Annotated in this window: 21 protein-coding genes; 7 read left to right on the top strand and 14 right to left on the bottom strand. The window is 70.6% G+C overall.

Annotated features, from left to right (window positions below; genetic code table 11):
• Positions 1–6: 6 nt before the first annotated feature.
• Complete coding sequence (locus OG842_RS05230; protein WP_266727844.1) at positions 7–858, top strand: sugar phosphate isomerase/epimerase family protein; 852 nt, start codon at positions 7–9, stop codon at positions 856–858.
• A 69-nt stretch (positions 859–927) separates the two neighbouring features.
• Here OG842_RS05230 and OG842_RS05235 read toward each other — a convergent pair whose 3' ends face one another.
• The 3 genes from OG842_RS05235 to OG842_RS05245 are packed head-to-tail and all read right to left on the bottom strand — an operon-like array spanning position 928 to position 3,700.
• On the bottom strand, positions 928–1,785 hold the full coding sequence (locus OG842_RS05235) for an ABC transporter ATP-binding protein (protein ID WP_266727846.1): 858 nt from the start codon (positions 1,783–1,785) through the stop codon (positions 928–930).
• Positions 1,782–2,798, bottom strand: a complete 1,017-nt coding sequence (locus tag OG842_RS05240) for an ABC transporter substrate-binding protein (RefSeq protein WP_266727848.1) — start codon at positions 2,796–2,798, stop codon at positions 1,782–1,784. The genes OG842_RS05235 and OG842_RS05240 overlap by 4 nt, the downstream gene beginning before the upstream one ends.
• 38 nt (positions 2,799–2,836) lie before the next feature.
• Positions 2,837–3,700 carry an ABC transporter permease gene (locus OG842_RS05245; protein WP_266727850.1) on the bottom strand — a complete coding sequence of 288 codons (864 nt, stop codon included), beginning with the start codon at positions 3,698–3,700 and terminating at the stop codon, positions 2,837–2,839.
• Positions 3,701–3,947: 247 nt separating this feature from the next.
• Here OG842_RS05245 and OG842_RS05250 point away from each other — a divergent pair, with 247 nt between their 5' ends.
• Positions 3,948–4,973, top strand: coding sequence for a LacI family DNA-binding transcriptional regulator (locus OG842_RS05250; RefSeq protein ID WP_323185797.1), 1,026 nt, complete (start codon positions 3,948–3,950; stop codon positions 4,971–4,973).
• 48 nt (positions 4,974–5,021) lie between these two features.
• Here OG842_RS05250 and OG842_RS05255 read toward each other — a convergent pair whose 3' ends face one another.
• The 5 genes from OG842_RS05255 to OG842_RS05275 all read right to left on the bottom strand — a co-directional run bounded on the left by OG842_RS05255 (position 5,022) and on the right by OG842_RS05275 (position 12,400).
• Complete coding sequence (locus OG842_RS05255) at positions 5,022–7,238, bottom strand: right-handed parallel beta-helix repeat-containing protein (protein WP_266727854.1); 2,217 nt, start codon at positions 7,236–7,238, stop codon at positions 5,022–5,024.
• A complete protein-coding gene (locus OG842_RS05260; protein ID WP_266727856.1) occupies positions 7,235–8,701 on the bottom strand; it encodes a M1 family metallopeptidase in 1,467 nt (488 codons plus the stop codon). Before OG842_RS05260 ends, OG842_RS05255 begins: the two co-directional genes overlap by 4 nt.
• A complete protein-coding gene (locus tag OG842_RS05265; RefSeq protein WP_266727857.1) occupies positions 8,698–10,371 on the bottom strand; it encodes an extracellular solute-binding protein in 1,674 nt (557 codons plus the stop codon). The genes OG842_RS05260 and OG842_RS05265 overlap by 4 nt, the downstream gene beginning before the upstream one ends.
• Positions 10,372–10,443: 72 nt before the next feature.
• Positions 10,444–11,304, bottom strand: coding sequence for a carbohydrate ABC transporter permease (locus OG842_RS05270; protein WP_266733441.1), 861 nt, complete (start codon positions 11,302–11,304; stop codon positions 10,444–10,446).
• Between the two features lie 82 nt (positions 11,305–11,386).
• Positions 11,387–12,400, bottom strand: a complete 1,014-nt coding sequence (locus OG842_RS05275; RefSeq protein WP_266727859.1) for an ABC transporter permease — start codon at positions 12,398–12,400, stop codon at positions 11,387–11,389.
• Positions 12,401–12,740: 340 nt separating this feature from the next.
• Here OG842_RS05275 and OG842_RS05280 point away from each other — a divergent pair, with 340 nt between their 5' ends.
• The 5 genes from OG842_RS05280 to OG842_RS05300 all read left to right on the top strand — a co-directional run bounded on the left by OG842_RS05280 (position 12,741) and on the right by OG842_RS05300 (position 20,835).
• Complete coding sequence (locus OG842_RS05280; protein ID WP_266727861.1) at positions 12,741–13,727, top strand: hydroxyacid dehydrogenase; 987 nt, start codon at positions 12,741–12,743, stop codon at positions 13,725–13,727.
• Positions 13,728–13,789: 62 nt separating this feature from the next.
• A complete protein-coding gene (locus OG842_RS05285) occupies positions 13,790–14,884 on the top strand; it encodes a LacI family DNA-binding transcriptional regulator (RefSeq protein WP_266727862.1) in 1,095 nt (364 codons plus the stop codon).
• A gap of 152 nt (positions 14,885–15,036) precedes the next feature.
• Complete coding sequence (locus tag OG842_RS05290) at positions 15,037–16,437, top strand: M60 family metallopeptidase (RefSeq protein WP_266727864.1); 1,401 nt, start codon at positions 15,037–15,039, stop codon at positions 16,435–16,437.
• Positions 16,438–16,517: 80 nt separating this feature from the next.
• Positions 16,518–18,887, top strand: a complete 2,370-nt coding sequence (locus OG842_RS05295; RefSeq protein WP_443064054.1) for a polysaccharide lyase 8 family protein — start codon at positions 16,518–16,520, stop codon at positions 18,885–18,887.
• Positions 18,888–18,924: 37 nt separating this feature from the next.
• A complete protein-coding gene (locus tag OG842_RS05300) occupies positions 18,925–20,835 on the top strand; it encodes a DUF2264 domain-containing protein (protein WP_266727868.1) in 1,911 nt (636 codons plus the stop codon).
• A 12-nt stretch (positions 20,836–20,847) separates the two neighbouring features.
• Here OG842_RS05300 and OG842_RS05305 read toward each other — a convergent pair whose 3' ends face one another.
• The 6 genes from OG842_RS05305 to OG842_RS05330 all read right to left on the bottom strand — a co-directional run bounded on the left by OG842_RS05305 (position 20,848) and on the right by OG842_RS05330 (position 25,822).
• The gene (locus OG842_RS05305; RefSeq protein WP_266733442.1) at positions 20,848–21,411 is read right to left on the bottom strand and encodes a GAF domain-containing protein; all 564 of its coding nucleotides are present in this window, start codon (positions 21,409–21,411) and stop codon (positions 20,848–20,850) included.
• 20 nt (positions 21,412–21,431) lie between these two features.
• Complete coding sequence (locus tag OG842_RS05310; protein WP_443064055.1) at positions 21,432–22,091, bottom strand: GTP-binding protein; 660 nt, start codon at positions 22,089–22,091, stop codon at positions 21,432–21,434.
• 256 nt (positions 22,092–22,347) lie between these two features.
• On the bottom strand, positions 22,348–22,719 hold the full coding sequence (locus tag OG842_RS05315; protein WP_124720608.1) for a DUF742 domain-containing protein: 372 nt from the start codon (positions 22,717–22,719) through the stop codon (positions 22,348–22,350).
• A gap of 2 nt (positions 22,720–22,721) precedes the next feature.
• On the bottom strand, positions 22,722–23,156 hold the full coding sequence (locus OG842_RS05320; RefSeq protein WP_266727870.1) for a roadblock/LC7 domain-containing protein: 435 nt from the start codon (positions 23,154–23,156) through the stop codon (positions 22,722–22,724).
• Between the two features lie 7 nt (positions 23,157–23,163).
• Positions 23,164–25,155 (bottom strand): sensor histidine kinase, encoded by a 1,992-nt coding sequence (locus OG842_RS05325; protein ID WP_266727871.1) that lies wholly within the window; start codon positions 25,153–25,155, stop codon positions 23,164–23,166.
• 400 nt (positions 25,156–25,555) lie between these two features.
• The gene (locus tag OG842_RS05330; RefSeq protein WP_266727873.1) at positions 25,556–25,822 is read right to left on the bottom strand and encodes a hypothetical protein; all 267 of its coding nucleotides are present in this window, start codon (positions 25,820–25,822) and stop codon (positions 25,556–25,558) included.
• Positions 25,823–25,835 lie beyond the last annotated feature (13 nt).

Consider the following 25,835-nt stretch of genomic DNA (forward strand, 5'->3'; position numbering starts at 1 on the left):
CCCCGCATGTACCGCACGCGACGCTCCTTCCTGGGCACGGCGGTGGGTGCCGCCGCAGCCGCCGGGCTCGGCACCACCCCCGCCTCCGCCGGGTCCCGTCGTCGGCACATCCCGCCGTCCGGGATCGGCATGCACCTCTACACCATGCGTACGCCACTGGCGACCGACTTCCGGGGCACCCTGGAGCGGCTGGCCTCGATCGGCTACGCCACGGTCGGGGTGAGCGGCCGGCACGGGCACAGCGTGGCAGACATCCGGCGGATGCTCGACGGGACCGGGCTGCGGGCCGTCCTCGAACACGTCGGATACGACATCGTGAAGGGGGCCGGTCTTCCGCAGGCGCTGGAGGACATCCATACGCTGGGCGGCAAGTGGATCGTCGTGCCCAGCCTGCCCGGTTCGCTGCACAGCCCGGCCGGATACCGGGAAGTGGCCAGGGAGTTCAACCGGGCAGGACTCGCCGCGCGCGAGTCCGGGCTGAAGCTGCTCTACCACAATCACGGCACGGACCATCAGGTGGTCGACGGCGTCGGTCTGTACGACATCCTGCTCGCCGAGACCGACCCGGAGCTGGTGGGTTTCGAGCTGGATCTGTACTGGGCGGCCAAGGGTGGCGCCTCGGCGCCGGGTGAGCTCTTCGTGCGGCATCCGCACCGCTTCCCCGCCCTGCATGTGAAGGACATGGCGCCGAACGGGGACTTCGCGGATGTCGGTTCGGGGGTGCTGGACTTCCCGGCGATGTTCGACACGGCCCGGCGGGGCGGGGTGAAGCAGTGGCTGGTGGAGCACGACGCGCCGGCTGATCCGTTCGCTTCGGCGCTCGCGAGCTACACGTATCTGTCCCGGCTGCGGTACTGAGCGGTCGGGAACACGTGACGCCCCCGTCCCCCGCGCACCGCGCGGGGGACGGGGGCGTCACGCAGTGCGTCAGTCGTGTGCGGAGGCCGCCCCCAGCAGATCGCGGACGCGGGCCGCCGCGTCGCGGAACTCCGGGCGGCCCAGCGTTTCGCCGTACTCCCGTTCCGCGCCCAGCCCCACCTCGATGATCTCCGAGATCGTGCCGGGGCGCGGGCTCATCACGACCACCCGGTCGGCCAGGTAGACGGCCTCCGAGATGGAGTGCGTGACCAGCAGGACGGTGGTGCGGGTCTCCCGCCAGATGCGGTTCAGCTCCATGTTCAGCTGCTCTCGGGTGAGCGCGTCGAGGGCGCCGAACGGCTCGTCCATCAGGAGCACCGGGGGTTCGTGCAGCAGTGCCCGGCACAGTGCCACCCGCTGCTGCATTCCGCCGGAGAGCTCGTGCGGATACGCGTCCTCGAAACCGCCCAGGCCCGTCATCCGGATCAGCTCGTCCACCCGGTCGCGCGCCTGCGCCGGGGGCATCTTCCGGATCTCGGCCTGGAGCAGGATGTTCCGGCGCGCCGAGCGCCACTCCAGGAGGGCGGCGCGCTGGAACACGTAACCGATGTCGTGCCGCACCCCGTGGACCTGTTCGCCACCGAGCCGGACCTCGCCCGAGGACGGTTTCAGCAGTCCGGCGACCAGCTTGAGCAGGGTCGACTTGCCGCACCCGGAGGGCCCGACGATGGCCACGAACTCGCCGGGCGCCACGTCCAGCGACACTCCGCGCAATGCGGTGACGTCACGTTTCCTGCTGCGGAACCGGACCGCCACGTCGGACAGGGCGACCGCCGGTGAGGCGGCGGGGGCCGGCGTCCCGACTTTCGTCGCGGCGTCGGGGGCCGGTGCTCCGGCTTTCGTCGCGTACTGCTCGGGCATCGTCATCCCTTCAGCGCCGTCCTCTCGTCCCAGTACTCCGCGACGGCCTTCGGCTTGCTCACCATGCCGGCCTCGGCGAAGACATCGATGGTCTGCTGCCAGTCCGCCTCGTTGTTCACCCCGGGTGCCTTCCCCTCGGTCGACGGGGTGTGCAGCAGGGTGAGCGTCGTTGCGAACTGTTCGGCCAGGACCGTCTTCGGCGGCAGTTGCTCCGAGGCCCCGTCCATCGCCGCGACCGCGGGCCCGGGGGCCTTCGCGGCGGCCGCCCAGGACTCGCTGACGGCCTTCACCATGCGCCCGGCGAGTTCGGACCTGGACGCGAGGATCTTCTGGCCGGCGAGCAGCCCGTTGGAGTAGAAGTTCAGCCCGTTCTCGGAGAACCGCAGATAGGAGACCTGTTTCCCGGCCTTGTCCTGCATGGTGGGGCCCTGGTCGCTGGCGTAGCCGAGCAGTCCGTCGGTCTTTCCGGAGATGACTGCGGCGATCTTGCCCGCCGGGTCGGTGTTCTGGACCCGGACGTCGGACTCGCCGAGGCCGTTCTTCTTCAGGAAGATCGGGAAGGTCTTGGAGAGCGCGTCACCGGCGGTCCCTGCGATGGTCTTCCCCTTGAGGCCGGCCGGGGAGCTGATCCCTTCGGCGTCGAAGGACTGCACCGATGCCGGGGTGGTCTGGAGGAAGACCCCGAGGCTCTTCACCTGGACGCCCTGGTCCACACCGGCGAGCAGCGCGGGCGTGTCGGCCCAGCCGAAGTCTGTCTGCCCCGCGGCGGTGGCCTGCACCGTCTTCTGCGAGCCCTGGCCCGCTTGGATGTTCAGATCGATGCCGTGCTTCTCGAAGATCTTCTGTTGCCTGCCGTAGTAGAACGGCGCGTGTTCGCCGTACGGGTACCAGTTGAGGGTCAGCGTGACCTCGTCCAGCTTCTTGCCCGATTCGCTGGTGGTGGACGCGTCGTTGCCACCGCAGGCCGTGGCCGCCAGGACGAGGGGGACGACACCGATCAGGAGTCTGCGCGCATGCATGGGCTGGCCCTTCTCGCGACGAAGTCGGTACGGCGGAGTCAGTACGTGGTGGTGGCGGAGGTGTCCCGGCGGCTGGCGTGCCACGGGAGCAGCAGCGTTTCGGCGATCTCCACGGCTACGAAGAGGGCGACCCCGATGAGGGACATCACGAGCAGTCCGGCGAAGAGCATCGGGGTGTCCAGGTTGCCGTTGGCCTGGAGGATCACATAACCCAGGCCTTCGTTGGCGCCGACGAACTCACCGACGACCGCGCCGGTGACGGCCAGGGTGACCGCGACCTTGAGGCCGGAGAACAGGTGCGGGAGCGAGGCCGGGAAGCGGATCTTGAGGAAGGTCTGCCAGGGCCTGGCACCCATCGTCGCCGACAGCTGGAGCATCTCCGGGTCGACCGCCTTGAGACCGGTGACCATGGAGATCACCACGGGGAAGAAGGCGATGAGCACGGCGATGAGGATCTTCGGTCCGATCCCGAAGCCGAGCCAGACGACGAACAGCGGTGCGATCGCGATCTTCGGCACGACCTGGGCGAACAGCAGAACTGGGTAGAGGGTGCGCTCGACGGTCGAGGAGTACACCATGACCACCGCGGCCAGGACGCCGACTGCCACGGCGATCAGGAATCCGAGGAGTGTCTCGTACGTGGTCACCCAGGTGTGCTGCCAGAGGTAGTCGGCCTTGCCGGTCAGGACGTCGAGGGTCGCGCCGGGGGAAGGTACGAGATAGGGCTTCACCAGCTCAGCCGCGGAGATCACCCACCAAACGGCGAAACAGGCGAGCAGCAGGGCTACGGGGCGCCAGCTCTGCTCGGCCGCCCGCGCGAACCGCTCCCCCACCGAGGGTCCGGCCCGCCGGACAACTCCCGTCGTCTCGGGTGGACTTTTGGTCAACGCGCTCTGGCTCACTGTGAACTCCCTGCACTTCGGGGGCAGTTGTGGAGAGCTGTGCGATCCTGCGGTGACGAGAAGGCGCTTTCAGAAAGCGCTTTCTGATAGGGTTTTCGCCACGCTAATGACTGCCTGCACGCACGGTCAATAGGTCGTCGGCAAGTTTCGGGGGCCTCCCACCACCGCGCCCTTGGGGGTCGAGTTGAATGAACACGGAGCATCGCGCCGCCCGGGGCCGCACGACGGCCACCCCTCGACCGGGCATGTGACGCTCGACGCCGTGGCCCGGGAGGCCGGCGTCTCCCTCGCCACCGCCTCACGTGCGCTCAACGGCACGGCACGGGTGCGGGAGGATCTGCGCGAGCGGGTACAAGTGGCGGCCGGAAGACTCGGGTACATCCCCAACGCCCATGCCCAGGCGCTCGCCGGTTCCACCAACAACCGTACGGTGGGCCTGATCTGTCATGACGTCAGCGATCCCTACTTCGCCGCCGTGTCGAGCGGTGTGATGCGGGCCGCGGCCGAGCGGGACCTGCTGGTGATGCTGGCCTCCACCTTCCGGGAACCGGCCCGGGAGATCGCCTATGTGTCGATGCTCCGGGCCCAGCGCGCACGGGCGATCCTGCTCATCGGCTCCGGCATCCAGGACCGGGCGTGGGAGCGGGCCCTGGACGCCGAGCTGGCGCCGTACGTCCGCCTCGGCGGGCGGGTGGCCGTGGTCAGTCGGCACCGCAGTCTGCGGGTGGACACCGTGCAGCCGGAGAACCGGGCGGGTGCGGCGGCCCTGGCCCGGACGCTGGCGGGGCTCGGGCATCGCTCGTTCGCGGTGCTCACCGGGCCGCCCGAGCTCACCACGGTCTCCGACCGGCTCACGGGATTCCGGCAGGGGCTCGCGGAGGCGGGGATCGGCCTCGGCCGGGTCGTGGAGGGGACGTTCACCCGCGACGGCGGGTACGCGGCGGCCCGCCGGTTGCTGGCCTGCGGCGGGCCGCGGCCGACCTGTGTGTTCGCGGTCACCGATGTGATGGCGGTGGGTGCTCTCGCCGCGCTGAAGGAGGCGGGACTCCGCGTGCCGGAGGATGTCTCGCTGGCCGGGTTCGACGACATTCCGCTGGTGCGGGAGCTGTCACCAGCGCTCACCACGGTGGCGCTGCCGCTGACCGCGATGGGAGAGGACGTGATCGCGCTGGCCCTGCGGGAACGGACGGCGGGGCAGCGGGCCCGGGTGGTGCGGGTGGCGGGCGAGGTGGTGGTGCGGGCGAGCACGGCGACGCCGCCGGTCGGGGTGTGACCGGCGGCGTCCCCGGGGACCGCCCGGTGGATCGGGGGCGTACGGGCCCTACGGGTGGACGAGCACCTGGGACAGTGCCACGCGTCCGGTGCCGGACGTCACGATCTTCACCGTGCGGGTGCGGCTGTCCAGGTCCAGGACGGTCGGGCGCAGTGCCTTCCCACTGACGTGGATCGTTCCGTCGTCCGTGACCACGTCGAAGTCGGCGGTCGTGGACGAGGAGTTGTTCCAGATCTCGATCTGGCGGATGTGCCGCTCGCCGCCCAGGTCGACCTGCCACCAGGCGCCCGCCTCGGACAGTGTGCGGGTGTCCGTGTTGGTGTCGCCGTCCAGGGCGAGTGTCGCCCCCGCCGTGCCCTCGGTGGAGGACTGGGTGGCGGTGCCGGTGCGGGCCAGGTCGGCGCGCAGCTGCTCGACCGGACCGCCGTGGGCTCCTGCCCGGCGCGCGACGGCCAGCGCCTCGGCCGGCAGCCGGTCCAGGCCGGTGAGGTTGTCCGTCATGACCGAGCCGGTGCCGCCGAGGGCGGGCGCGGCGGTGTCGGTCCAGTTGCCGCGGGCGGTGTTCTGGATGCCGTAGTCCGCCCAGTTCGACACCCACTTGTAGCCGATGCGGGTGATGACGTTCTTCTCGACGAGGATGTGCGAGGACTGTTCGTCGAGGTAGATGCCGTTGCCGTCGCGCTCGGTGTTCCCGAAGGCGGAACGGTTGATGTAGTTGCCGGAGACGACCGTGCCCGGCTGCGAGCCCTGGGTGTAGATCGCCCCGCCGTCGTGCTGCGCCTGAGCGACCTCCATGACGTCGGTGATCCGGTTGTCCGTCACCTTGTTGTCACGCAGGACGGACTTCTGCGACTCGGGCTGGTTCCAGCCCCAGCCGACCGAGATCCCGGAGTACGGGAGGTGGTCCAGGCTGTTGTGGTCGACGGTCAGCCCGGCCTCGTACCCGGCCCAGATGCCCACCGAGTCGGTGTACTCGACGCCGGAGCGGGTGATGGTGTTGTACGCGACGGTGTTCCGCTCCCCCGCGAGCGCCGCCGACGGCATGGGCTCGGTGTCGCCCACGTAGACGGCGCCGGAGGACAGGTCGGTGAAGGACGAGCGGGTCACGGAGCTGTCCTTGGTGCCCGCTTCGAGGATCGCGCCCGCCCCGCCGAGCCGGTTGAACCGGGCGTTGTCGATGCTGACGCGCTGTCCGCCGCGGACCGTCACCGCGGCGGACGGCTTGGTGTAGAAGCGGCCGGCGTGGTCGACGGGGCCGGTGGCTCCGGTCAGGGTGAGGCCGGCCTGCATGCCCGCGTAGCCCTCGTCGGTCCCGGGCTGCCGGTACGCCGCGTACGCGAAGCCGATCCCGCTGACGGTGATGTCATGGGCGCCGTCGACGACGAGCAGCTGTTCGGTGTGCGGGGTGACGGCCCGCGCGTGGCGCATGTTCTCGCCCTTGCGCGGCAGGTAGGTGACGGTGCGGTCCTTCGAGTTCCAGACGAACTCGCCAGGCTGGTCGAGAAGTTCGGGGGCGTTCTCGAAGAAGGCGACGCCGCTGTAGCGGGTGGAGTCGACCGTGGTGGAGTCCCAGGCGGGGCCGGTGCGGTTCGTGCCGCTCGCCGAGTTGGTCCAGCAGGGCCGGGCGAAGGTCATGACATCGCCGTTCACGGCCGTGATCCGGCAGTGGTAGTTGCGCCAGCGGACCCGGATGACGGCTTCGGCGTCGGTGGGACGCTGCCAGTCGGCGATGCCCGTGGCGACCGCACCGGTCATGCCGGTCTTCGTGGCGTCGCAGGTGCTCGCCGCGCAGGCCTCGCCGCGGGCGCGGGTGGCACGCCTGCCGTCGACGAAGAGCTGGCGCGGGGTGACGCCGGACGGGACCTCGGCGGTCCAGGTGCCGTCGGTGTTCTGCTGCCAGCCGGTGATGTCCTGTCCGCCGGAGAGGACGGGGCGGGCGCCGGGCGCCGCGCTCCAGGTGACGGTGTGGCCGTCCTTCCCGGAGTCGGCGGCGCCGAGCCGCAGGGGCTGGTCGAGCTGGTACGTGCCGTTCTTCAGGAGTACGCGGACGTCGTGGCCGGCGTCGGTGCGGGCCCGGTCGCGGGCGCCCTCGGGGGTGCAGGGGCGGGCGACCGTACAGGAGGTGCCGTGTCCGTCCGGGGCCGCGTACAGGGTGCGGGCACCGGGTGCGGCCTGGGCGGTGGGGGCGACGAGCAGTGCGGCCAGGAAGGCGGCGGAGGCGGCAGCGGCGATTCCTCGTACGACGTTCAGGGAGTGGCGGTTCACGCGGTGGCCTTCCAGTCGGGGTGGCCGGGCATGGGCGGGTTCACGGCTCCGAAGAGCCAGTCGCGCAGGAACGGGTCGAGGGACTTGTCGCCGGTGACGTCGACGGTGTGCCGGATGAAGGCCTCGCTGGTGTACGTGGAGTCCTTGAAGCGCTTCACCCACTCGCGCATGACCCGGTCGAACTTCCGTTGACCGATCCGGAGGCTGAGGGCGTACAGGACGAGGGCGCCGCCGTCGTAGATGTTGGTGCCGCCGAGCGCCTTGGGCAGTCCGGGCGGGCCGTCGGCGGCGCGGACCGCGTCGAGCTTCTCGTACGTCGCCTTCATCTTGTCCTCGAAGACCGACCAGCCGCGCTCCTCGCCGTACAGACCGGCGTAGTACACGGCGGGGCCCTCGTTGAGCCATGCCTGCTGCCAGTCGTCGGGGGTGACGGAGTCGCCGAACCACTGGTGGACCAGTTCGTGGACCATCGTGGTCTCGTAGCCGGGCTGGCCGTTGGCGTTGAGCTTGAACCAGTTGGTGGAGAACAGGGAGAGGGTCTGGTTCTCCAGGGCGTCGGTGTAGCCGTCGTAGATGTGCACGCCGTAGACGGAGAACGGGTAGCGGCCGAACTTGGCCTCCAGCCACGCCAGATGGTCTGCGGTACGGGCGACGATCGGCCCGTACTTGTCCTCCTGGCCCTGGGGGACGATGTGGCGCAGCGGGAGTCCGCGGTGGCTGGTGCCGTAGAGGTAGGTGCCCTTGACGACGGCGATGCCGATGAGTTCGGTCGCCATGCGCTCGCGCAGGGCGAAGTGCCAGACGGTGGAGCCGTCGCTGCGCGGGGTCTTGTGGAGGAGCTCGCCGTTGGCGGCGGCGACATAGCCCTGCGGGGCGCTGATGTGGAAGGTCCACGTCGCCTTGTCGGACGGGGTGTCGTTGCAGGGCAGGAAGGTGTCGGCACGGGAGGACTGGGCGGCGGAGGCGAAGCCGCCGTCCGTGCCGAACTTCCAGCCGGTCAGGCCGAGTCGGGGTGCCTTGCCGTTGCCCCGGTAGCGGACCTCGGCGGTGAACGCCTGGCCGTTGTGGAGCGGTCGGTCGGGAGTGACGGTGAGTTCCTGCCCGCTCTTGCCGGGCGCGAGCGCCCAGGTCGCGGGGCGGCCGGCGACGGTGACGGAGTCGATGGTGTGGCCGTCGGTGTCCAGGTTGAACGCGGAGAGGTCCTGGGTGGCCTTGGCGTTGATCCGCACCACGGCGGTGAAGTCGTAGGTGACCGGGGTGAAGTCGAAGGTCAGGTCGTAGTGGACGACCTGGTAGCCGCCGTTGCCGAGGGTCGGGAAGAGCGGGTCGCCGACGCCGTCGGAGCCTGGCTTCGGGTCGAAGCCGTGCGGCTGTGCGAGGGCGGTCGAACCGAGTGCGGGTACGGCGACGGCTGCGGCGACCGCCGCACCGCCGAGCTTCAGGGCCGAGCGTCGCGTCGTCACTTCTTCCCCTTCTGGAAGGCTTCCTCGAACTCGCCGCGGGCCTGCTCGCCGCCCTTGGCCAGGTAGTCCTTGAGGAGCTGGTCGTAGGCGGACATGGGCTTGCGGCCGGCGATGATGTCCTTCAGCCCGTCGCCCTTCAGCGTGTTGAGGCTGCCGGTGCCCTTGGAGTCCCAGGTGGGCGAGGAGTACTGAAGCACCGGGTCCGGCACCAGCATCGGGATCATCTTGCTGAAGGTGTCGTGGACGTGCCGGACACCCTGCTCCGAGTCGGCGCTGAAGATGGCCGGGACGGCGGAGGCCATGAACTTCCAGGGCACGGTGACGTCCTGGGTGCCCTGCTTGGTGAGCGCCGGGTTGCCCTTGGCGTCGCGGGTGAAGTCCTTGCCCTCCACGCCGTAGTTGATGAGCGTGTACTCCTGGCTGCCGAACGGGGACGCGGCGAAGTCGGCGAGGGCCAGGATCTCCTTGACGCGGTCCCCGGACGCCTTCTTGATGTGGGTGTTCTGGAGCGAGACGTTGTCCATCCAGGCGACGGCGTCCTTGCCGACCGGCACGAACGGGCGCGGGTCGTACTTCTTGTCGATCGCCTTCATGGCGGCGACGTAACCGACTCCGGGCGCCAGGTAGCTGGGCATGCCGTCGAGGACGTAGGCGCCCTTGCCGTTCTTGAACATGTCCGTGTACTGGGCCTTCTGCGCCCCGGACATCTGGAGGGTGCCCGGGTAGTAGCAGCCGGCCTTGTACAGCAGCCGGGCGGTCTCCACCGCCTTGCGGTACTCCGGGGTCTCCAGGTCCAGGGTGAACTTGCCGGTCTTCTCGTCCAGCCGCCAGATGCTGGGCGCCCCCGCGGACATGGCGAGCATGCTGGTGGCGCCCGCGATGATGGCGTACTGGTCCTTCTTGGGCCGGGTCAGTTCCTTGCAGACCTCGACGAGACGGTCGAGGTCGGTGATCTGGTCCAGGCTGGTGACGCCGACTTCCTCGAACAGGTCGTGGCGGTAGAAGCCCGCGCCACCGGTGCCGGTCCTGGCGATCGGGATGCCGTAGAGCTTCCCGCCGAAGATCGCGGCCTGCCAGGCGGCCTTCGGGATCGCCGCCAGGTTCGGGTAGTTCTTGACCTTGTCCCCGGCGAGGTACGGGGTCAGATCGGCACACTTGGCCTGGAGGAAGGCGGCCTTGTTGTCGACGCCTCCGGTCTCGGGATACATGAAGATGTCGGGCAGGCTGTCGCTGGCGACCATGGTGGAGAACTTGGTGCCGTAGTCGTCGGCGGGGACGGCGGTGATGTTCACCTGGCCGCCGAGAAGCTTCTCGATCTCCTGCCAGGCGGCGTTGCTGCCGCGCGAGGGAGGCGGCGGGGAGAAGGTCTCCATCGTCGCGCTGATCGGCTTCGCCCCCTTGAGCGGGGTGCCCTTCGTGGCGCGCAGCGGCTTGGCCGGGTAGCTGAAGTAGCCCTGCGGAACGCCGGCCGCGGTGCCCGCCAGGTCGGGGTTGAGGCCGATGTTGCGAACCGCGGTGCTGGGCAGCAACGAGGCGCTCTTGGCCTCTGCCTTCGCGGTCGTGCCGCCGTCGCCGCAGGCGGCGAGCAGCGGGGCGGCGGCCAGTCCCAGACCGACGCCCGCACCCATGCGGAACAGCGCTCTGCGGTTGATGGGGGTGGAGCTCGACACCTGAATCTCCTTGAGAGAGGGGAAGGAAGGAGTGGGGGGCGGCGGTTGTGCTCAGAGCCGTCGGGCGGTTTTTCAGCCCTTGACGGCGCCGGTGAGCACGCCCTTGGTGAAGTAGCGCTGGAGGAACGGGTAGACGCAGAGGATCGGTACGACGGCGATCACCAGGACCGCCATCTGCACGGCCTGCTGCGGGGCGAGCACCTCGCCGGCGGAGGCGGCGTTCAGGCTCTGGCCCTGGAGCACGTAGGTGCGCAGCACCATCGGCAGCGGCCATTTGTCGGAGTCGTTGAGGTACAGGAGCGCGTTGAAGAAGGCGTTCCAGTACGTCACCGCGTAGAAGAGGCTGATCACGGCGAGGACGGCCTTGGACAGCGGCAGGACGATCCGCACCAGCACTCGGAAGTCGCCCGCGCCGTCGACCTTCGCCGCGTCGTACAGCTCCTCGGGCAGGTTCATGAAGAAGGAGCGCAGGACGACCAGGTTGAACGCGCTGACCAGGGTGGGCATGACGAGCGCCGCGTAGGTGTCGTACAGGCCGAGCCCCTTGACCAGCAGGAAGTTCGGGATGATGCCCGCGTTGAAGAGCATCGTGAACAGGGCCGTCATCAGGATGAAGCGGGAGCCGGTGACGTCGCGGCGGGAGAGTCCGTACGCCATGCCGACGGTGACCAGGAGGCTGGCGAGGGTGCCGAGGACCGTGATGCCCACGGAGACGATCAGCGCGCGGGTGACGACTCCGCCGGTGAAGATGGTGCGGTAGGCGTCCAGGGTGGGGTGGTCCGGCCACAGGACGAGACCGGAGCTCTTGATGATGTCGGTCTGCGAGGCGAAGCTCGTGCCGATGACGCCGACCAGCGGGTAGGCGACGGCGAGGACGACCACGACGATGGCTATCGCCTTGGCGGTCTGCCCGATGCGGGTCGGCCGTTCCATCCACGGGGGCCGGCCGTCGGACTTCCCGGCGGGTGCGGGGCGGGGCGCCGGTGCGGTGGATTCCGTCGTGGCGCGCGTCTTCTCAGCGGTCAGCACCGCGGTACACCCCTTCGTGGCCGAGTCGGTGGGCGAACTTGTTCGCGCCCAGGACGAGTGCGGTGCCGATGACCGCCTTGACGAGTCCGACGGCGGCGGCTACGCCCCAGTCGTTGTCCTTGATGCCGTGGTAGTAGACGTAGGTGTCGAGGACCTCACCGGCGTCCGGGCCGACCGCGTCGCGCTGGAGCAGGATCTGCTCGAAGCCGACGGAGAGGATCTGCCCGAGGTTGAGGATCAGCAGCAGGATGAGTACGGGGGCGATGCCCGGCAGGGTCACGTGCCACAGGCGGCGGCGCGGTCCGGCACCGTCGATGGCGGCGGCCTCGTACTGCTGCTTGTCGATGTTCAGCAGCGCGGCGAGGATGATGATCGTGCCCCAGCCGGCGTCCTTCCAGGCCACCTGGAGGGTCAGCAGCCAGGGGAAGGCGTCGGGGTCGCTCATCATGTCGTAGCGCGGCAGCCCCATTCCGCCCAGGACGTCGGGCAGGAGCCCGGCACCGCCCAGGATCTGCTGGAAGATCGAGACGATGATGACCCAGCCGATGAAGTGCGGCAGATAGACGACGCTCTGCACGAAGCGCCTGATCCGGTCGCTGGCGATGCTGTTGAGCAGCAGCGCCAGGGCGATCGGGATCGGGAAGAAGAACACCAGCTGGACGAGGGCGATCTCCAGGGTGTTGAACGTCGCGGACCAGAAGGCCGGCTCGCTGAACGCCGCGGTGAAGTTGGCGAACCCCACCCAGACGCTGTGCATGTAGCCGAGGTACGGCTGGTAGTCCTGGAACGCCACGACATAGCCGAGCAGCGGTACGTAGTGGAAGACGATGAAGTACAGCAGGCCGGGCAGGGTGAGCAGCAGCATCACCCGGTCCCGCTTGATCCGCTGCCAGAGGCTCAGCCGGCGCTGTGCGACAACGGCCCCGGCAGCGGGCGGGGAGGGTGCTTCAGCCTTCTGCCGCCGCTTTTCCCGCGGCAACGGGGGTGCTGTTTCAGCCATGGTGCGTCCTGTTCGGCTGGTGTGGCGCGTGGTGGGCCTTCTGGGGCCGCAAGTTAGTAAGCGGTTAACCCAAGCGTCAAGAGATCCAGGAAAAAGTCGTTGAGTCGCGATGCCCCGGTGGCCGAATCCGTCACCTCGAACCAGTAAATATGCTAGTGAATTGGACAGTTGAGGCTGGAGAGAGCTTGACGGTCGGCCATCACGCTCCTTAGCGTGCCGGTCATTCCATAGAACGCGATTACTGTCCGGAGGCAGGGTGCGAACCACCGAAGAGGCACCGGCGCATTCCGGTAGCGATGCCGCGGCACCGTCCCCGCGACGGCCGCGCACGCTCCTGGTCATGAGCCCCGGACTGCTGGACGATGTCTTTCCGCCACCGGTGCGGGCCCGTCTGGAGGAGACCGCCGAGCTGCTAAATCCTTCCGTGATCAGCGAGTTCGACTCCCCGGAGGCCTCGGCGGCACTTCGTGGCGCCGAGGTCCTGCTCACCGGCTGGGGCTGCCCGCCCGTCGATGCCGCGCTGCTGGACCGGGCGCCCGCGCTGCGGGCCGTGATCCATGCGGCCGGCACGGTGAAAACGTTTCTGTCCCCGGTTGCGTTCGATCGCGGGATCGTCGTCTCGTCGGCCGCCGCCGCCAACGCCGTACCCGTCGCCGAGTACACCCTGGCGGCGATCATCATGGGCGCCAAGCGGGTCTTCCCGCTGGCCGGGCTCTTCCGCACCCGGCGCACCCACCGCACCGGCGCCGACCTCGACCGCCAGCACTGGCTCGGCACGCACGGGCTGACCATCGGCGTCGTCGGGGCCTCCCGGATCGGCCGGCGGGTCATCGAACTCCTGCGGGTCCTCGACGTGGAGGTGCTGCTCTACGACCCCTATGTCAGTGCGGCCGAGGCGGAACTGCTCGGCGTCACCCCGACCGACCTCGACACCCTGGTGGCGACCAGCGACGTGGTGACCGTCCACGCCCCCGACACCCCGGAGACCCGCGGCATCATCGACGCCCGCAGGATCGGCCTGATGCGCCCCGGCACCCTGCTCGTCAACACCTCGCGCGGCCCGCTGGTGGACACCGAGGCGCTGACCGCGCACCTGGTCAGCGGGCGGCTGGACGCGGTCCTCGACGTGACTTCGCCCGAGCCACTGCCGGACGGCCACCCCCTGTGGGACCTGCCGAACGTCTTCCTCACCCCGCACCTGGCCGGCGCCCAGGGCAACGAGGTCGGCCGACTGGGAGCACTCGCGGTCGACGAACTGGTCCGGTACGCGCAAGGCACACCGTTCGACCACCCTGTGCAACGGGCCGATCTGGGGAGGATCGCGTGAGCCCCTCCCCCGCACAGGCTCTAGGCTCGTCGTCACACAACAGCCACCAGGGGGTGAGCCGGATGCGCCGGCAGAGCACGGCCGGGGACGGACAACGGCGGGCGACGGTCACCGACGTCGCACGGCGCGCAGGCGTCTCGACGGCCACCGTCTCCCGCGTACTGAACCGCAACTACCCGGTCGCCGAGGCGACTCGGGAGCGGGTCGAGTCCGCGATGCGCGAGCTGGGCTATGTCGTCAACGCCCACGCCCGCGCCCTGGCCGGCGTCTCCAACCGCACCGTCGGGATCATCGTCAACGAGGTCATCGACCCGTTCTACGCGTACATCGCGCGCGGTGTGGAGCGGGAGGCCGCGCTCGGCGGACGGCTCTGTCTGGTCTGCTGCACCCAGGGCGACCCGCAGCGGGAGCTGGCCTTCATCGATCTGATGCACGAGCGCCGGGCGGACGCGGTGGTCGTGGTCGGCGGCTCCATCGCGGACCGCGGCTACACCAGCGAACTGGCCCGCAGGGCGCGCGAGCTGGACGCGGGCGGATCGAAGCTGGTGCTGTGCGGCAGGCCGCCGCTGAGCGAGCAGGCCCCGACCGTCGCGGTCGAGTACGACAACGAGGGCGGCGCCTTCGCCATCACCGACCATCTGCTGATGCAGGGGCACGAACGGATCCTCTACCTCGGTGGCCCGCCCAAGCTCTCCACCACCCGCGACCGGCTCGCCGGTCACCAGCGGGCGCTGCGGCTGCGCGGCATCGCACCGGACCCCGACCTGGTCCGGCCCGGCGCCTTCAGCCGTAACTTCGGCTACCGGATGATGGCCGAAGCGCTGCGGGACGGGCCCGACTTCACCGCTGTCTTCGCCGCCAACGACATGGTGGCGGCGGGCGCGGCCCAGGCACTGGAGGAGGCCGGGATCCGAGTACCGAAGGACGTGTCCCTGGTGGGGTACGACGACATTCCGGTGGCCCAGGAGCTGCGACCGCGGCTGACCACCGTCCATGTCCCGCTGGAGGAGATGGGGCGTCAGGCGGTACGGCTCGCCGTGAACAGCGGGGACGAGGACGACTGGCGCGAACCCACCACGGGCGCGCTGCGGCTCGGCACCCACATCGTGGTACGAGATTCCGTCGCGCCGAGGCCCGGCCGTTCCGCCGGGATGTGACCGGTTACTTCCCGCCTGTCCGCAGTTGGCCATAGAAAATAACAGTAACTTCTTGTCACCCCTTGCCTCCCATAGCAACCGCTTACATGCTGGCGCCGAGCAGCACCGTTCCGCACGCTTCCGCCCTCACTCGTTTCCGCAGGGAGTTCCGCATGCGCATGCCCACAGACCCCGCCGGCTCCGCCACCACTTCTTCCGCCGCCTCCTCCCCCGTCGGCCGGCGTTCCGTTCTCGCCGCGGCCGCCGCGGCCGGGGCGGCCCTCGCACTCGGCGCCGCGACCGGAACGGCTCGGGCCGCCACGTCCGGCACCGCCACGGAGCGGGCGGCCGGCCAACCGGTCAAGCTGACCCTGACCGCCCGGCCCGCCGCCGAGGCCGAGCGGCTGCGGCTCGGCCAGGCCCTGCGCGGCTCGGAGTTCCAGCCCACCGGCCTGTACGTCCCGGCCGGCACCCCGCTCTCCCTCACCGTCCAGCCGCACGACGATCTGCTGCCCACCCTCTGGATCGGCGCCTGGGACTACTACGGCGAGATCACCGAGCCGCGCAGCTATCCGCTGACCGCGGGGGCCAACACCGTCACGGACCCGCACGGCGGGCCGGTCTACCTCACCCTGACGGGCCGCGGCGAGCAGGCCGGTGTGCTGTTCCGCTCCGGTGCCGTCCCCATGCCGGTCTTCAGCCTGGGCCGCACCTCCGAGGCCGACTACCAGCGCCAGCTGGACACCCTCACCACCTCGCCGTACGTCGAACTGCACGCGCCGAACACCATCATGACGCTCACTCGCGAAGGTGCGCTGCTGTACCGCGGCGAGGACCACTCCGCACTGCTCGGGCTGGTCGAGACGATCATCGACTCCCACGCCCGGATCAGCGGTCTCGACGGCTCGAAGCCGGTACACCGGCGCAAGGCCGGGCCGTACCACTTCACCGAGGTCAGCAAGGTGCCCAGCGGTGTCGGCGCCTACGCCACCCATGGCTACAACGGCTTCCCTCGCGCCTACCTGGACCGGGCCACGACCGTGGAGGGGCTGCGGACCCGGGGCTGGGGGCTCTACCACGAACTCGGCCATCTCCACCAGCAGATGGCGTACAAGCCCGGCGGCCTGACCGAGGTCACGGTCAACATCTACTCGCTGGCCGCGCAGCGCACCCTGCAGCAGCCGTCCAACCTCCTCACCGTCGACCCGAAGACGGGTCTCACCTACTTCGAGTCGGCGCGGCTGAAGTTCGGCACGGCCGGGCTGACGTACGAGAAGTCCTTCGGCGCGTACGAGAAGCTCGTCCCGCTGCGTCAGCTGGAGCTGGCGTTCGGCGACGACTTCTGGCCCCGGATGCACAAGCTGGTCCGCGAGGAGAACCCGCAGTCCGACTACACCGAGAACGACAAGCGCTACCGGGCCCTCGCCACCTACTCCAGCCGTGTCGCGGGCTACGACCTCACGGACTTCTTCGTGAACACCTGGGCGTTCCCGATCGACGCCACGGGCCGGGCCGAGCTGGCCGCACTGAACCTTCCGAAGCCGCCCGTCGACCCGTCCACGCTGGCCGACTGACCGCTGAAACAAGGGAGTTCACCGTGAACCTGAGCAGACGCACTCTGCTCGCGGCGAGCAGCGCCACCGCCGTCGCCCTCATGACCCCGGCCGGCGCGGCACACGCCTCGCCCGTCGCGGAAGCATCCGGCGGAGCCGCAGCCGCACCCACCGCCGGCTTCGTCACACTGCTCCAGCGGGCCGAATCCCTGCTCACGGGCAGCGGATTCGACCCGGCCGACCCCGACTTCTCCACCGCCGTCGCGGCCCTGGACACCACGGCCGCGGAACTGTGGGACAGCCTCGACCGCAGCGCGGGCCGCACCGCGCTCTGGCCGGACCTCGCACCGCTCACCGACCCGGGCAACTTCGGCCAGAGCTACACCCGGCTGCGCACCGTCGCGACCGCCTGGGCCACCACGGGCACCTCCCTCGCCGGGTCCACTCAGGTGGCGGACGCCCTCGTCGCCGCGCTGCGCTTCACCCACGACACCGCGTACAACCCGGCCAGGCGCGAGACCGGCAACTGGTGGTTCTGGGAGATCGGCGCCCCGCGTGCGCTGATGGACTGCTCCGTCATCCTGCGCGACCGGCTTCCGCCAGCCGACCTGGCCGACTATCTGGCGGTCGTCGACCGGTTCTGCCCGGACGCGGACCGCCGCACCAACTCCCCCACGCTCTCCGAGACCGGGGCGAACCGCACCGACAAGGCGGTCATCGTCGCGCTGCGCGGGCTCCTGGGGCAGGACCCCGCCAAGCTCTTCTCGGCCCGCGACGCGCTCTCCGACGTACGCGACTCGGGCCGCAACAGCCTTTTCCGGTACACGAGTTCGGGTGACGGCTTCTACGAGGACGGCTCGTTCGTCCAGCACGACGTGGTGGCCTACACCGGTTCGTACGGCGTCGTACTGCTGGGCGGCACGGCGTATCTGCTCGCTCTGCTGGCGGGCTCCGAGTGGACGGTGGCCGACCCGAAGGTGTCGGTGATGTACGACGCCGTGGAGCGGACCTTCGCCCCGGTGATCTTCGACGGGCTGATGATGGATTCGGTGCGCGGCCGGGCGATCTCCCGGGAGCGCGCCGGTGACCACCGCGACGGTGCGACGGCCCTGGCGGCGATCCTGCTGCTGGCGTCCGGCGCGCCCGCCGAGTACGCGACGCGCTGGCGGCCACTGGTCAAGGGATGGCTGACCCGCAACCGCACCACCCCCTTCGAGGGGCTCGCGGCCATCCCCCAACTCGCTCTGGCCAAGGCCGTCCTGAACGACGACTCCGTGCCGGCCGGACCGCGCTCCACGGGCAGCCATGTCTTCGCGGACATGGACCGCGTCGTGCACCGCCGCCCCGGCTGGGCCTGCGCGCTCTCGCTGTCGTCGAAGCGGATCTCGGCGTACGAGGCGGGCAACGGCGAGAACCTGCACGGCTGGTACACCGGCGACGGCATGACGTATCTGTACGACGGCGACGACCTCGGGCAGTTCAACGACGGCTTCTGGCCCACCGTCGATCCGTACCGCCTCCCCGGCACCACGGTCGATACCCGGCCGCGGACCGACCTCGGCACCGGCGCGGGTACGTCCACCTACCGACCGGCCAACACCGTCGCGGGCGGTGCCGTGCTGGACGGCCGGTACGGGGCCGCCGCGATGGAGGTGATCGGCGCCCAGGGCACCACCCTGCGGTCCAGGAAGTCGTGGTTCCTGCTCGACAACGCGGTGATCGCGCTCGGCGCGGGCATCACGGCGAGCGACGGCCGGCCGGTCGAGACGATCGTCGAGAACCGCAACCTGGGTACGGACGGACGCCACCGGCTGCTGGTCGACGGCGTCCGCCTCCCCGTCGAGCAGGGCTGGAGCGGCGAGTTCGGCCGGGCCCGGTGGGCGCATGTCGACTCGGTGGGCAGCTATGTGTTCCCGGATGGAACCGCCCTGCGTGCCCTGCGTGAGGAGCGCACCGGCACCTGGCGGGCCATCGACACGGGTGCGGACACGGGCGGCAGCACCGACCCCGTCACCCGCCGCTACCTGACGCTCTGGACGGACCACGGCCCTTCCCCCGCCGACGCCCACTACGCCTATGTGCTGCTGCCGGGCGCGTCGGCCGCGACGACCGCGGTGTGGTCGCGGTCCCGGCCGGTCCGGATCGTGGCCAACGACACCACCGCGCAGGCCGTGGAGGTGCGCCGGGCCGGGCTGACCGCGGTGAACTTCTGGGGCGCCGGAACGACCGCCGGGATCACCGCTTCGGGCCCGGCGTCGGTGCTGGTGCTGCGCCAGGGCGGACAGGTCCGGGTCGCGGTCGCCGACCCGGGCCGGACTCTCACCACGCTCACGGTCGAACTCCCCTTCCCCGTGCGGTCGGTGGCGCGGGCCGATGGTTCGGTGACTCTTGTCCCGGGCCGCAGGCCCGTGCTCACCGTCGCCGTCGGCGGCTCACGCGGCCACACCCACCGAGCCGAACTCGTCCAGTAACCCACCCCGAGCATCACCCCCGAGGAGCAGCACCACCATGTCCGTCGCACCGCATCTGCAACTGCCGCCGCCCGACCGGCTCCTGTCGTCACGAACCGGCTGGACCCGGGCGCACTGGGAGGCGACCGCCGACCGGATGCTGGATGCGCTGGTGCCGTACGCGACGCCCGGCTTCGCCCAGTACCGGCTGCCCGGCCGCGGCAGCTGGTCGGGGGTCGTCTCGGACGGTCTCGAAGGGTTCGCCCGGTCGTTCCTGCTCGCCGCCTGCCGGATCGCGGGCGCGGGCGGGGCGGTGGACCCCGCGCTGATCGAGCGGTACACGGCGGGGCTGGCCGCGGGCACGGACCCCGGGAGCGGGGAGGCGTGGCCGAGGCTGACGGACTGTTCGCAGCAGATGGTGGAGGCGGCGTCGGTCGCGGTGGCGCTGCACGAGACCCGGCCGTGGATCTGGGACCGGCTCGATGCCCGGGTGCAGGAGCGGGTCGTCGACTGGTTCTCCGGGTTCGTCGGCGGGCGGACCTGGGACAACAACTGGCGGCTCTTCCAGGTGGTGTCCGAGCAGTTCCTCGCCTCGGTCGGCGCGCCGTACAGCCGCTCCGACATCGAGTCGAACCTGGACAGGATCGAGGACTGGTACGTCGGTGACGGCTGGTACACCGACGGGGACGGCCGGAACTTCGACTACTACATCGGCTGGGCGATGCATCTGTACCCGCTGCTGTGGTCGCGGATGGCAGGTGCCGACGACGGCGGCAGGACCGAGGTCTACCGGCAGCGGCTGAGCCGGTTCCTGGAGGACTATCAGCACTTCTTCGGCTCCGACGGCGCGCCGGTCCACCAGGGCCGTTCGCTGACCTACCGGTTCGCCGCGCTGGCACCGGTGTGGATGGGGGCGCTGGCCGACTGCACCCCGCTGGCGCCGGGGCTCACCCGCCGGCTCGCCTCGGGCACGATGCGGCACTTCGCGGAGCGCGGTGTGCCGGACGAGCGGGGGCTGCTGACGCTCGGCTGGTACGACACGTTCCTGCCGAGCACCCAGCCGTACTCCGGCCCCGCTTCGCCGTACTGGGCGAGCAAGGGCTTCCTCGGGCTGCTGATGCCGGCCGACCACGACGTGTGGACGGCGCGCGAACTCCCGCTGCCCGTCGAGGAGTCGGACCAGTACACCGCGTTGCCCGCCGTCGGCTGGCTGCTGCACGGCACCCGTGACGACGGCGTCGTCCGGCTGATCAACCACGGCAGCGACCACAACCCGCCGTACGACGAGTCGGCCGACCCGTCCGAGGGCACCGGAGATCCGCACTACGCCCGGTTCGCCTACTCGACGGCGACGGCGCCCGAGGCCGCCCCGCACGCCGTGGCCCGCTCCATCGACGGCCATCTGGCGCTCCTGGCACCGGACGGCACCCCGTCACTGCGCCGCCGGATCCATCCGTTGCGCTGCGAGGATCGCGTCGCCGCCTCGTGGTACGCGGCCCGGCTGCCCGGTGACGATCACCCGTACCGGATCGAGACGACGAGTGTGCTGCACGGCCCGTGGGAGTTCCGGGTGCACCGGGTCGAGGCGCCCGAGGGCGTGGTGGTGCGGGAGGGCGGTCACGCGGTCGCCCATGCGGAGCGCCCGTTCGCCCTGTCGGGTCCCGACTGGGCACTCGCCCGTACGGCCGAGGGTCTGAGCAGTGTCCTGATCGGGCTGCACGGCTGGGACGGCGGCATCGAAGGGGCAGCCGTGGCACGTGATGTCCAGTCGAACGCGTACGGCCCGCACTCGGCGATTCCGTACCTCCGCAGCGGGCCGCACCCGGGCGGGCGGAGCATCCATGTCTCGCTGGTCGCCCTGTCCCGGGACGCCGTGCATCCGGAGGCGCTGCGCGACGCGGTTCGGGTGCGTGCGGGTGCGGACTCGGTGGTGCTGACGTTCCTGGACGGTACGACGGTCGAGGTCTGACCGCTGCCGGAGTCAGATTCCGATGCCGTTGCCCTCCCGCTGGTCGATGTGGACTACGAGTTCCATGGCCAGGGACTTGATCGTGTCGAGCCCCGCCCTGCCCCACGGGCGGGGCACGGTGTCGACCGCGCAGACTGCACCCAGGGCGACCCCCGTGCGGTCGATCAGGGGTGCGCCCAGATAGGAACGGATGCCTATCTCGTCGACCACCGGATTGCCGGCGAAGCGCGGGTAGTCGCAGACGTCCTCCAGGACGAGCGCCTTGCGCCGTACGACGACATGCGGGCAGTAGCCGCGGTCGAGCGCCACGTACCGGCCGCTGCGGCTGCTGCGCGCGGCCGCGGCGCCCAGGTCGGAGCCCTTGTGGGCGCCGCCCGGAGTGTGCAGCCCGGCGAAGAACTGCCGGTTGCCGTCGATGAAGTTGACCATCGAGAAGGGCACTTCGGTCACCTCGGCCACCCGGTCGGCAAAGGCGTCGAAGTTGTCGAACGACGCGTCGGGGCGCTCGCCGAGCCCGAGCGTCCTCAGCCGCTGGGTACGGACGAGGGCGTCGCCGTCGACGGGCGTGAGCAGCATGCGGCCGGTGGTGTCCCGGATCACGGGTGGGCTCCGAAGCCGGTCAACGGGGCCGGGGCCGAGGTGGCGTTGATCAGGTGCTGGACCAGTGTGACCAGGGCTCCGGTGCCCGAGCTGGCGATCCTGGCGTCGCAGAGCACCACCGGTACGTTCGGGCCCAGGTCGAGTGCGGCCCGGATCTCCTCGGGCGCGTAGCGGTAGGCGCCGTCGAACTCGTTCACCGCGACGATGAATCCGATGCCGCGCCGCTCGAAGAAGTCGACGGCGGCGAAGCACTCCGCGAGCCTGCGGGTGTCCGCGATCACGACCGCTCCCAGCGCTCCCTGGGAGAGTTCGTCCCACATGAACCAGAAGCGTTCCTGGCCGGGGGTGCCGAACAGGTAGAGCACATGCTGCTCGTCGAGGGTGATGCGGCCGAAGTCCATCGCCACGGTGGTCGCGGTCTTGGACTCGATGCCTTCGAGGCTGTCGGTGGCGGCGCTGACCTGGGTCAGCAGCTCTTCCGTGCTGAGCGGTGCGATTTCGCTGACCGCGCCGACGAACGTCGTCTTGCCGACCCCGAACCCGCCCGCCACCAGCACCTTGAGCGCGACGGGAAACCCCTCGGAGCCCGTGGGGCCACCGGGGTCGCCGGGGCCCGGCTCGGCATCGTGGCCCGGAGCATCCGCGTAGCCCTGCATGCCACTGTGGCTCAGCGCGTCTCCGTAGCCCTGCGTGCCACTGTGGCTCAGCGCGTCTCCGTGACCCTGCGCATCCCCGTAGCTGCGCGCATCCCCGTGGTTCACCGGGTGTCCGTGGTTCTCCGGGCTGCCATAGCCCTCGGACTGGCCGTAGCCGCTGTGACTTCCGTGGCTTCCGTGGCTTCCGTGGCTTCCGTGGCTTCCGAAGCCTTCGGGGCTTGCGTTGTTCTCGTACGCGGCAAAGCTGCCGAAGCCCTCAGAGCTGTCGTCGTAAGCCATCGAGCACTGCCTCCAGCAGAGATCGGTCGGTGGGCATGTCATGGAAGGCGGGTGGGTGCGCGGTCACTGCCCCGCAGTCGACCAGGTCGGAGACGAGCACCTTGGTGACGACTGCGGGCAGCCGCAGATGGGCGGCGATCTCGGCCACCGATGTGGGGCCGCCGCACAGCCCCAGCGCGACGGAGTGCTCGGGACCGAGATGCGTCTGCGGCTCGGTCCCCGTGGCCATGATCAGGGAGAGCAGGTCGAGCACGGTCGTGGGACGGGTCCGGCCGTTGCTCACGGTGTACGGGCGAATCAGCCGGCCGGCCGCGTCGTCGAGCAGCGGCCCGTCCTGCGGGACCGACACCCTCACAGCCCCGTGGCGCCCGGTGACCCGGCCGCTTGTCTGACAGGGGTCATCAGATAGGGCCGGACGCTCTTGACCAGCATGGTCATCTCGTAGCCGAGCACCGCCGCGTCCGCCTCGCGTCCGGCGAGGACGGCGAGGCAGGTGCCGGACCCGGCGGTGGAGACGAACAGCAGGGTCGAGTCGAGCTCGACCACCACCTGCCGTACTTCGCCGCTGTCGCCGAAACGCGCTCCCGCGCTGCGGCCGAGCGAGTACAGGCCGGCGGCCAGCGCCGCCATGTGGTCGGCGCTGTCGGCGTCCATGCCATGAAGGGATTTCACCAGTCCGTCGGCGGAGAGGAGGACCGCGCTGCGTGTGTACGGAACGCGCTGGACCAGGCCGCTCAGCAGCCAGTCGAGGTCCGAGGCCTGACCGGACGGCATATCGGTCGCCATGGTGCATCTACTCCTTGGAGGTGTTCGTTTCGAGAGGGTCGTTGACCGGGGCGGCGTCCGGAGCGGGCCCCGAGGCGTACGGGGCGACGGTCGCGGTGGCTCCGCGTACCGGCAGCGGTTCGAGCGGGGCCCGGGGCTGCCAGGTCTGCGGGTCGGGCGCCGTCCCGGGGCCCGTTTCCGGCTCCGGGACGGTGTCGGCCTCGGATTCGCTGCGGGCCTCGGCGAGTTCGATGCCCCGCCGGAAGGCCGCCATGAGTCCCGGATCGTGCAGTGCCTGTTCGTCCTCGCTGCGCGGGGCCGGTGCCTCCCTCAGCTGCGGGACCAGGTGCTCCTGGTTGGCGCGCCTGGGCAGTTGGGGCCGGCCCATGGTGCCGCGCACCACTCCGGGCTCGGCGTGGCGGGCGTCGGGGGCGTCGTCCGTGGTCCGGATCGCGGGGGCGGACCCGTCCGGGGCGGTACGGTCCAGACGTTCGGCGCGCCGCGGGAGCGGCGGGGCCTCGCCCTGGCCCTGGTCGCCCTGTGCCTGCTGGGGCGGTTGGTGCAGACGCAGCGGCTGGCTGGGCACGTAGGGCTGGCGGACGGTGTTCGCCTGCGGGCCCGGTGCGGTGCCCGTACCGGGGTTCAGGCTCACGCCCGGCGCCGGGTTCGGGTTCAGCCCCGGGGCCGGCCCGTGGTGGCCGGACCTGCTGTCGTGCTCGGCCGGTGGACGGTGTACGGGGCCGGGGGGCGGGACCGGGGCGGCGCCGCCCTCGGCCGGGGCGTCCCCGTCCGCGCCCAGCAGGGACTGCGGGAGGACGAGTACGGCCTGTGTGCCGCCGTAGATGTTGCTCTGCAGCCGGACCGCGATGCCGTGCCGTCGGGCCAGCGAGGCGACGACGAACAGCCCGATCCGGCCGTCCTGGAGCAGATGGGCCACATTGACCTGGTCGGGGTCGGCGAGCAGGGCGTTCATCCGCTTCTGCTCGTTGCCCGGCATGCCGAGCCCCCGGTCCTCCACCTCCAGGGCCAGTCCGGCGGTGACCTGCTGGGCGCGCAGCAGCACTTGGGTGTGCGGGGCGGAGAACACGGTCGCGTTCTCCACCAGTTCGGCCAGCAGGTGGATCACGTCCGCCACGGCGTGGCCGCGCAGGGTGCCGGCGATCGGCGGCACGAGCTTGACCCGTGGATACTGCTCGACCTCGGCGATCGCCGAGCGCAGGACCTCGGTCATGGTGACGGGGTTGCTCCACTGGCGCCGGGAGACGGCGCCGCCGAGGACGGCGAGGTTCTCGGCGTGCCTGCGGATGCGGGTGGCGAGATGGTCGACGTGGAAGAGGCCCTTGAGCAGGTCGGGGTCCTCGACCTCGTGTTCCAGCTCGTCGAGCAGCTGGATCTCGCGGTGCACCAGCGACTGCAGCCGGCGGGCGAGATTGACGAAGACCTCGACCTTCTGGTCCTCGCCGGAGTGGTCGAAGAGCCGGGACGCCTGGACGACCGCGGCCACGGCGGCTTCCTGCTGGCGGCCGAGTTCCTGGGCGAGCAGCTCGAAGCCGTCGCTGCCCGGAGCGGAGGGCTGTGCGGGCTTGCGGGCGGGCACCGGTTCGCCGTTGCGGAGCTGTTCCAGCACCCGTTGCAGTTCGGCCTGGCCCTGGGCGCTGGCGCGGCGGAGCGCCAGACAGCGGCCGAAGACGGTGGTGGCGACGCGGTTGGCGGCGAGGTACGCGGCCAGCACTGCGGCGAGCGCCAGGGTTCCGGCGGAGCCCAGCGCGATCCAGAGTTCGCCGGAGAGACGGGCTCCGGTGGAGCGGGCGGTGAAGATGACCGCTGCGGCTCCGCTCAGTACCGCCACGACGGTCGGCAGCACCGCCGTGCGCAGGAGTTGGGGGCGTATACGCGCTTCGGGGGACGGCTGGGCGGCGCGCGGCCTGCCCGTGGCCGAGTGGGAACGGGCACCCGGTCGGCCGTGCCGTCCGCCCTCTCGGCGTTCCGGTCGCGCTTCGGGTGCGCGAAGTTGAGACATCAGTGTCCTCGGTACGTGGGGCACCAGGAATCGGCGTTCATGCGGTGGCACCTACGGTGGTCGGTCAGGCTCGGTTCATCGGTCGGGAAGGCTCGAAAGTCATGAGCCCACCGTTGATCACCGGCAACACACGGTAGTCGTCAAACAAGCGGGTGCGGCGGGCAGTTGTCGAACTTGCCCGCCATCCGTCCCGCTCTGGTATGACCGCTCGCACAAGAGGCCGATTACTCCGCATTGACACCTGGTCGACCGGCACCCGAATGGCCGATCGGAATGAGCCCATGAGCACACGAAACAGCCCGGCCCGTCCGGTCGTGCCGGACGGGCCGGGCCGTCTGATGTCATGCCGTCCCGTGCGATCGCCCCGCGCGAGCAAGGCTCCCGCGGACGACGGCGGCCCTCAGGCCGACCGCAGCGGCGCCGCATCTCCCGGCTCCAGGTCCTCGGCCGTGAGCGTCATGACGCTGGAGGAGGTACGCGCGCCGCGGCTGGGCCGCGCCGCACCGAACACCGCGGTGTGCGGGCCCGTCCTGCTGAGCGGGGCGGTGATCCCGGACGTGAGGATCGGCGGGTCCGGCTCGTGGTCGAGGTAGCCGAGCGATCCGGTGGCGCAGTGCGTCGTGTTCGCGGCGGCCGGGGCCACCACCAGTTCGTCGTGGACGCTCATCGCCGCCCTTTGC

Source organism: Streptomyces sp. NBC_00376 (genome assembly GCF_036077095.1).
Classification (GTDB): Bacteria; Actinomycetota; Actinomycetes; order Streptomycetales; family Streptomycetaceae; genus Streptomyces.

Bases quoted from the DNA above. Each gene is read 5' to 3' on its own strand.
- OG842_RS05230 (WP_266727844.1), top strand. From the start codon at position 7: ATGTACCGCACGCGACGCTCCTTCCTGGGCACGGCGGTGGGTGCCGCC.
- OG842_RS05235 (WP_266727846.1), bottom strand. From the start codon at position 1,785: ATGACGATGCCCGAGCAGTACGCGACGAAAGCCGGAGCACCGGCCCCC.
- OG842_RS05240 (WP_266727848.1), bottom strand. From the start codon at position 2,798: ATGCATGCGCGCAGACTCCTGATCGGTGTCGTCCCCCTCGTCCTGGCG.
- OG842_RS05270 (WP_266733441.1), bottom strand. From the start codon at position 11,304: ATGGAACGGCCGACCCGCATCGGGCAGACCGCCAAGGCGATAGCCATC.
- OG842_RS05275 (WP_266727859.1), bottom strand. From the start codon at position 12,400: ATGGCTGAAACAGCACCCCCGTTGCCGCGGGAAAAGCGGCGGCAGAAG.
- OG842_RS05280 (WP_266727861.1), top strand. From the start codon at position 12,741: ATGAGCCCCGGACTGCTGGACGATGTCTTTCCGCCACCGGTGCGGGCC.
- OG842_RS05285 (WP_266727862.1), top strand. From the start codon at position 13,790: ATGCGCCGGCAGAGCACGGCCGGGGACGGACAACGGCGGGCGACGGTC.
- OG842_RS05290 (WP_266727864.1), top strand. From the start codon at position 15,037: ATGCGCATGCCCACAGACCCCGCCGGCTCCGCCACCACTTCTTCCGCC.
- OG842_RS05295 (WP_443064054.1), top strand. From the start codon at position 16,518: ATGACCCCGGCCGGCGCGGCACACGCCTCGCCCGTCGCGGAAGCATCC.
- OG842_RS05300 (WP_266727868.1), top strand. From the start codon at position 18,925: ATGTCCGTCGCACCGCATCTGCAACTGCCGCCGCCCGACCGGCTCCTG.
- OG842_RS05305 (WP_266733442.1), bottom strand. From the start codon at position 21,411: ATGCTGCTCACGCCCGTCGACGGCGACGCCCTCGTCCGTACCCAGCGG.
- OG842_RS05310 (WP_443064055.1), bottom strand. From the start codon at position 22,091: ATGCAGGGCTACGCGGATGCTCCGGGCCACGATGCCGAGCCGGGCCCC.
- OG842_RS05320 (WP_266727870.1), bottom strand. From the start codon at position 23,156: ATGGCGACCGATATGCCGTCCGGTCAGGCCTCGGACCTCGACTGGCTG.
- OG842_RS05325 (WP_266727871.1), bottom strand. From the start codon at position 25,155: ATGTCTCAACTTCGCGCACCCGAAGCGCGACCGGAACGCCGAGAGGGC.
- OG842_RS05330 (WP_266727873.1), bottom strand. From the start codon at position 25,822: ATGAGCGTCCACGACGAACTGGTGGTGGCCCCGGCCGCCGCGAACACG.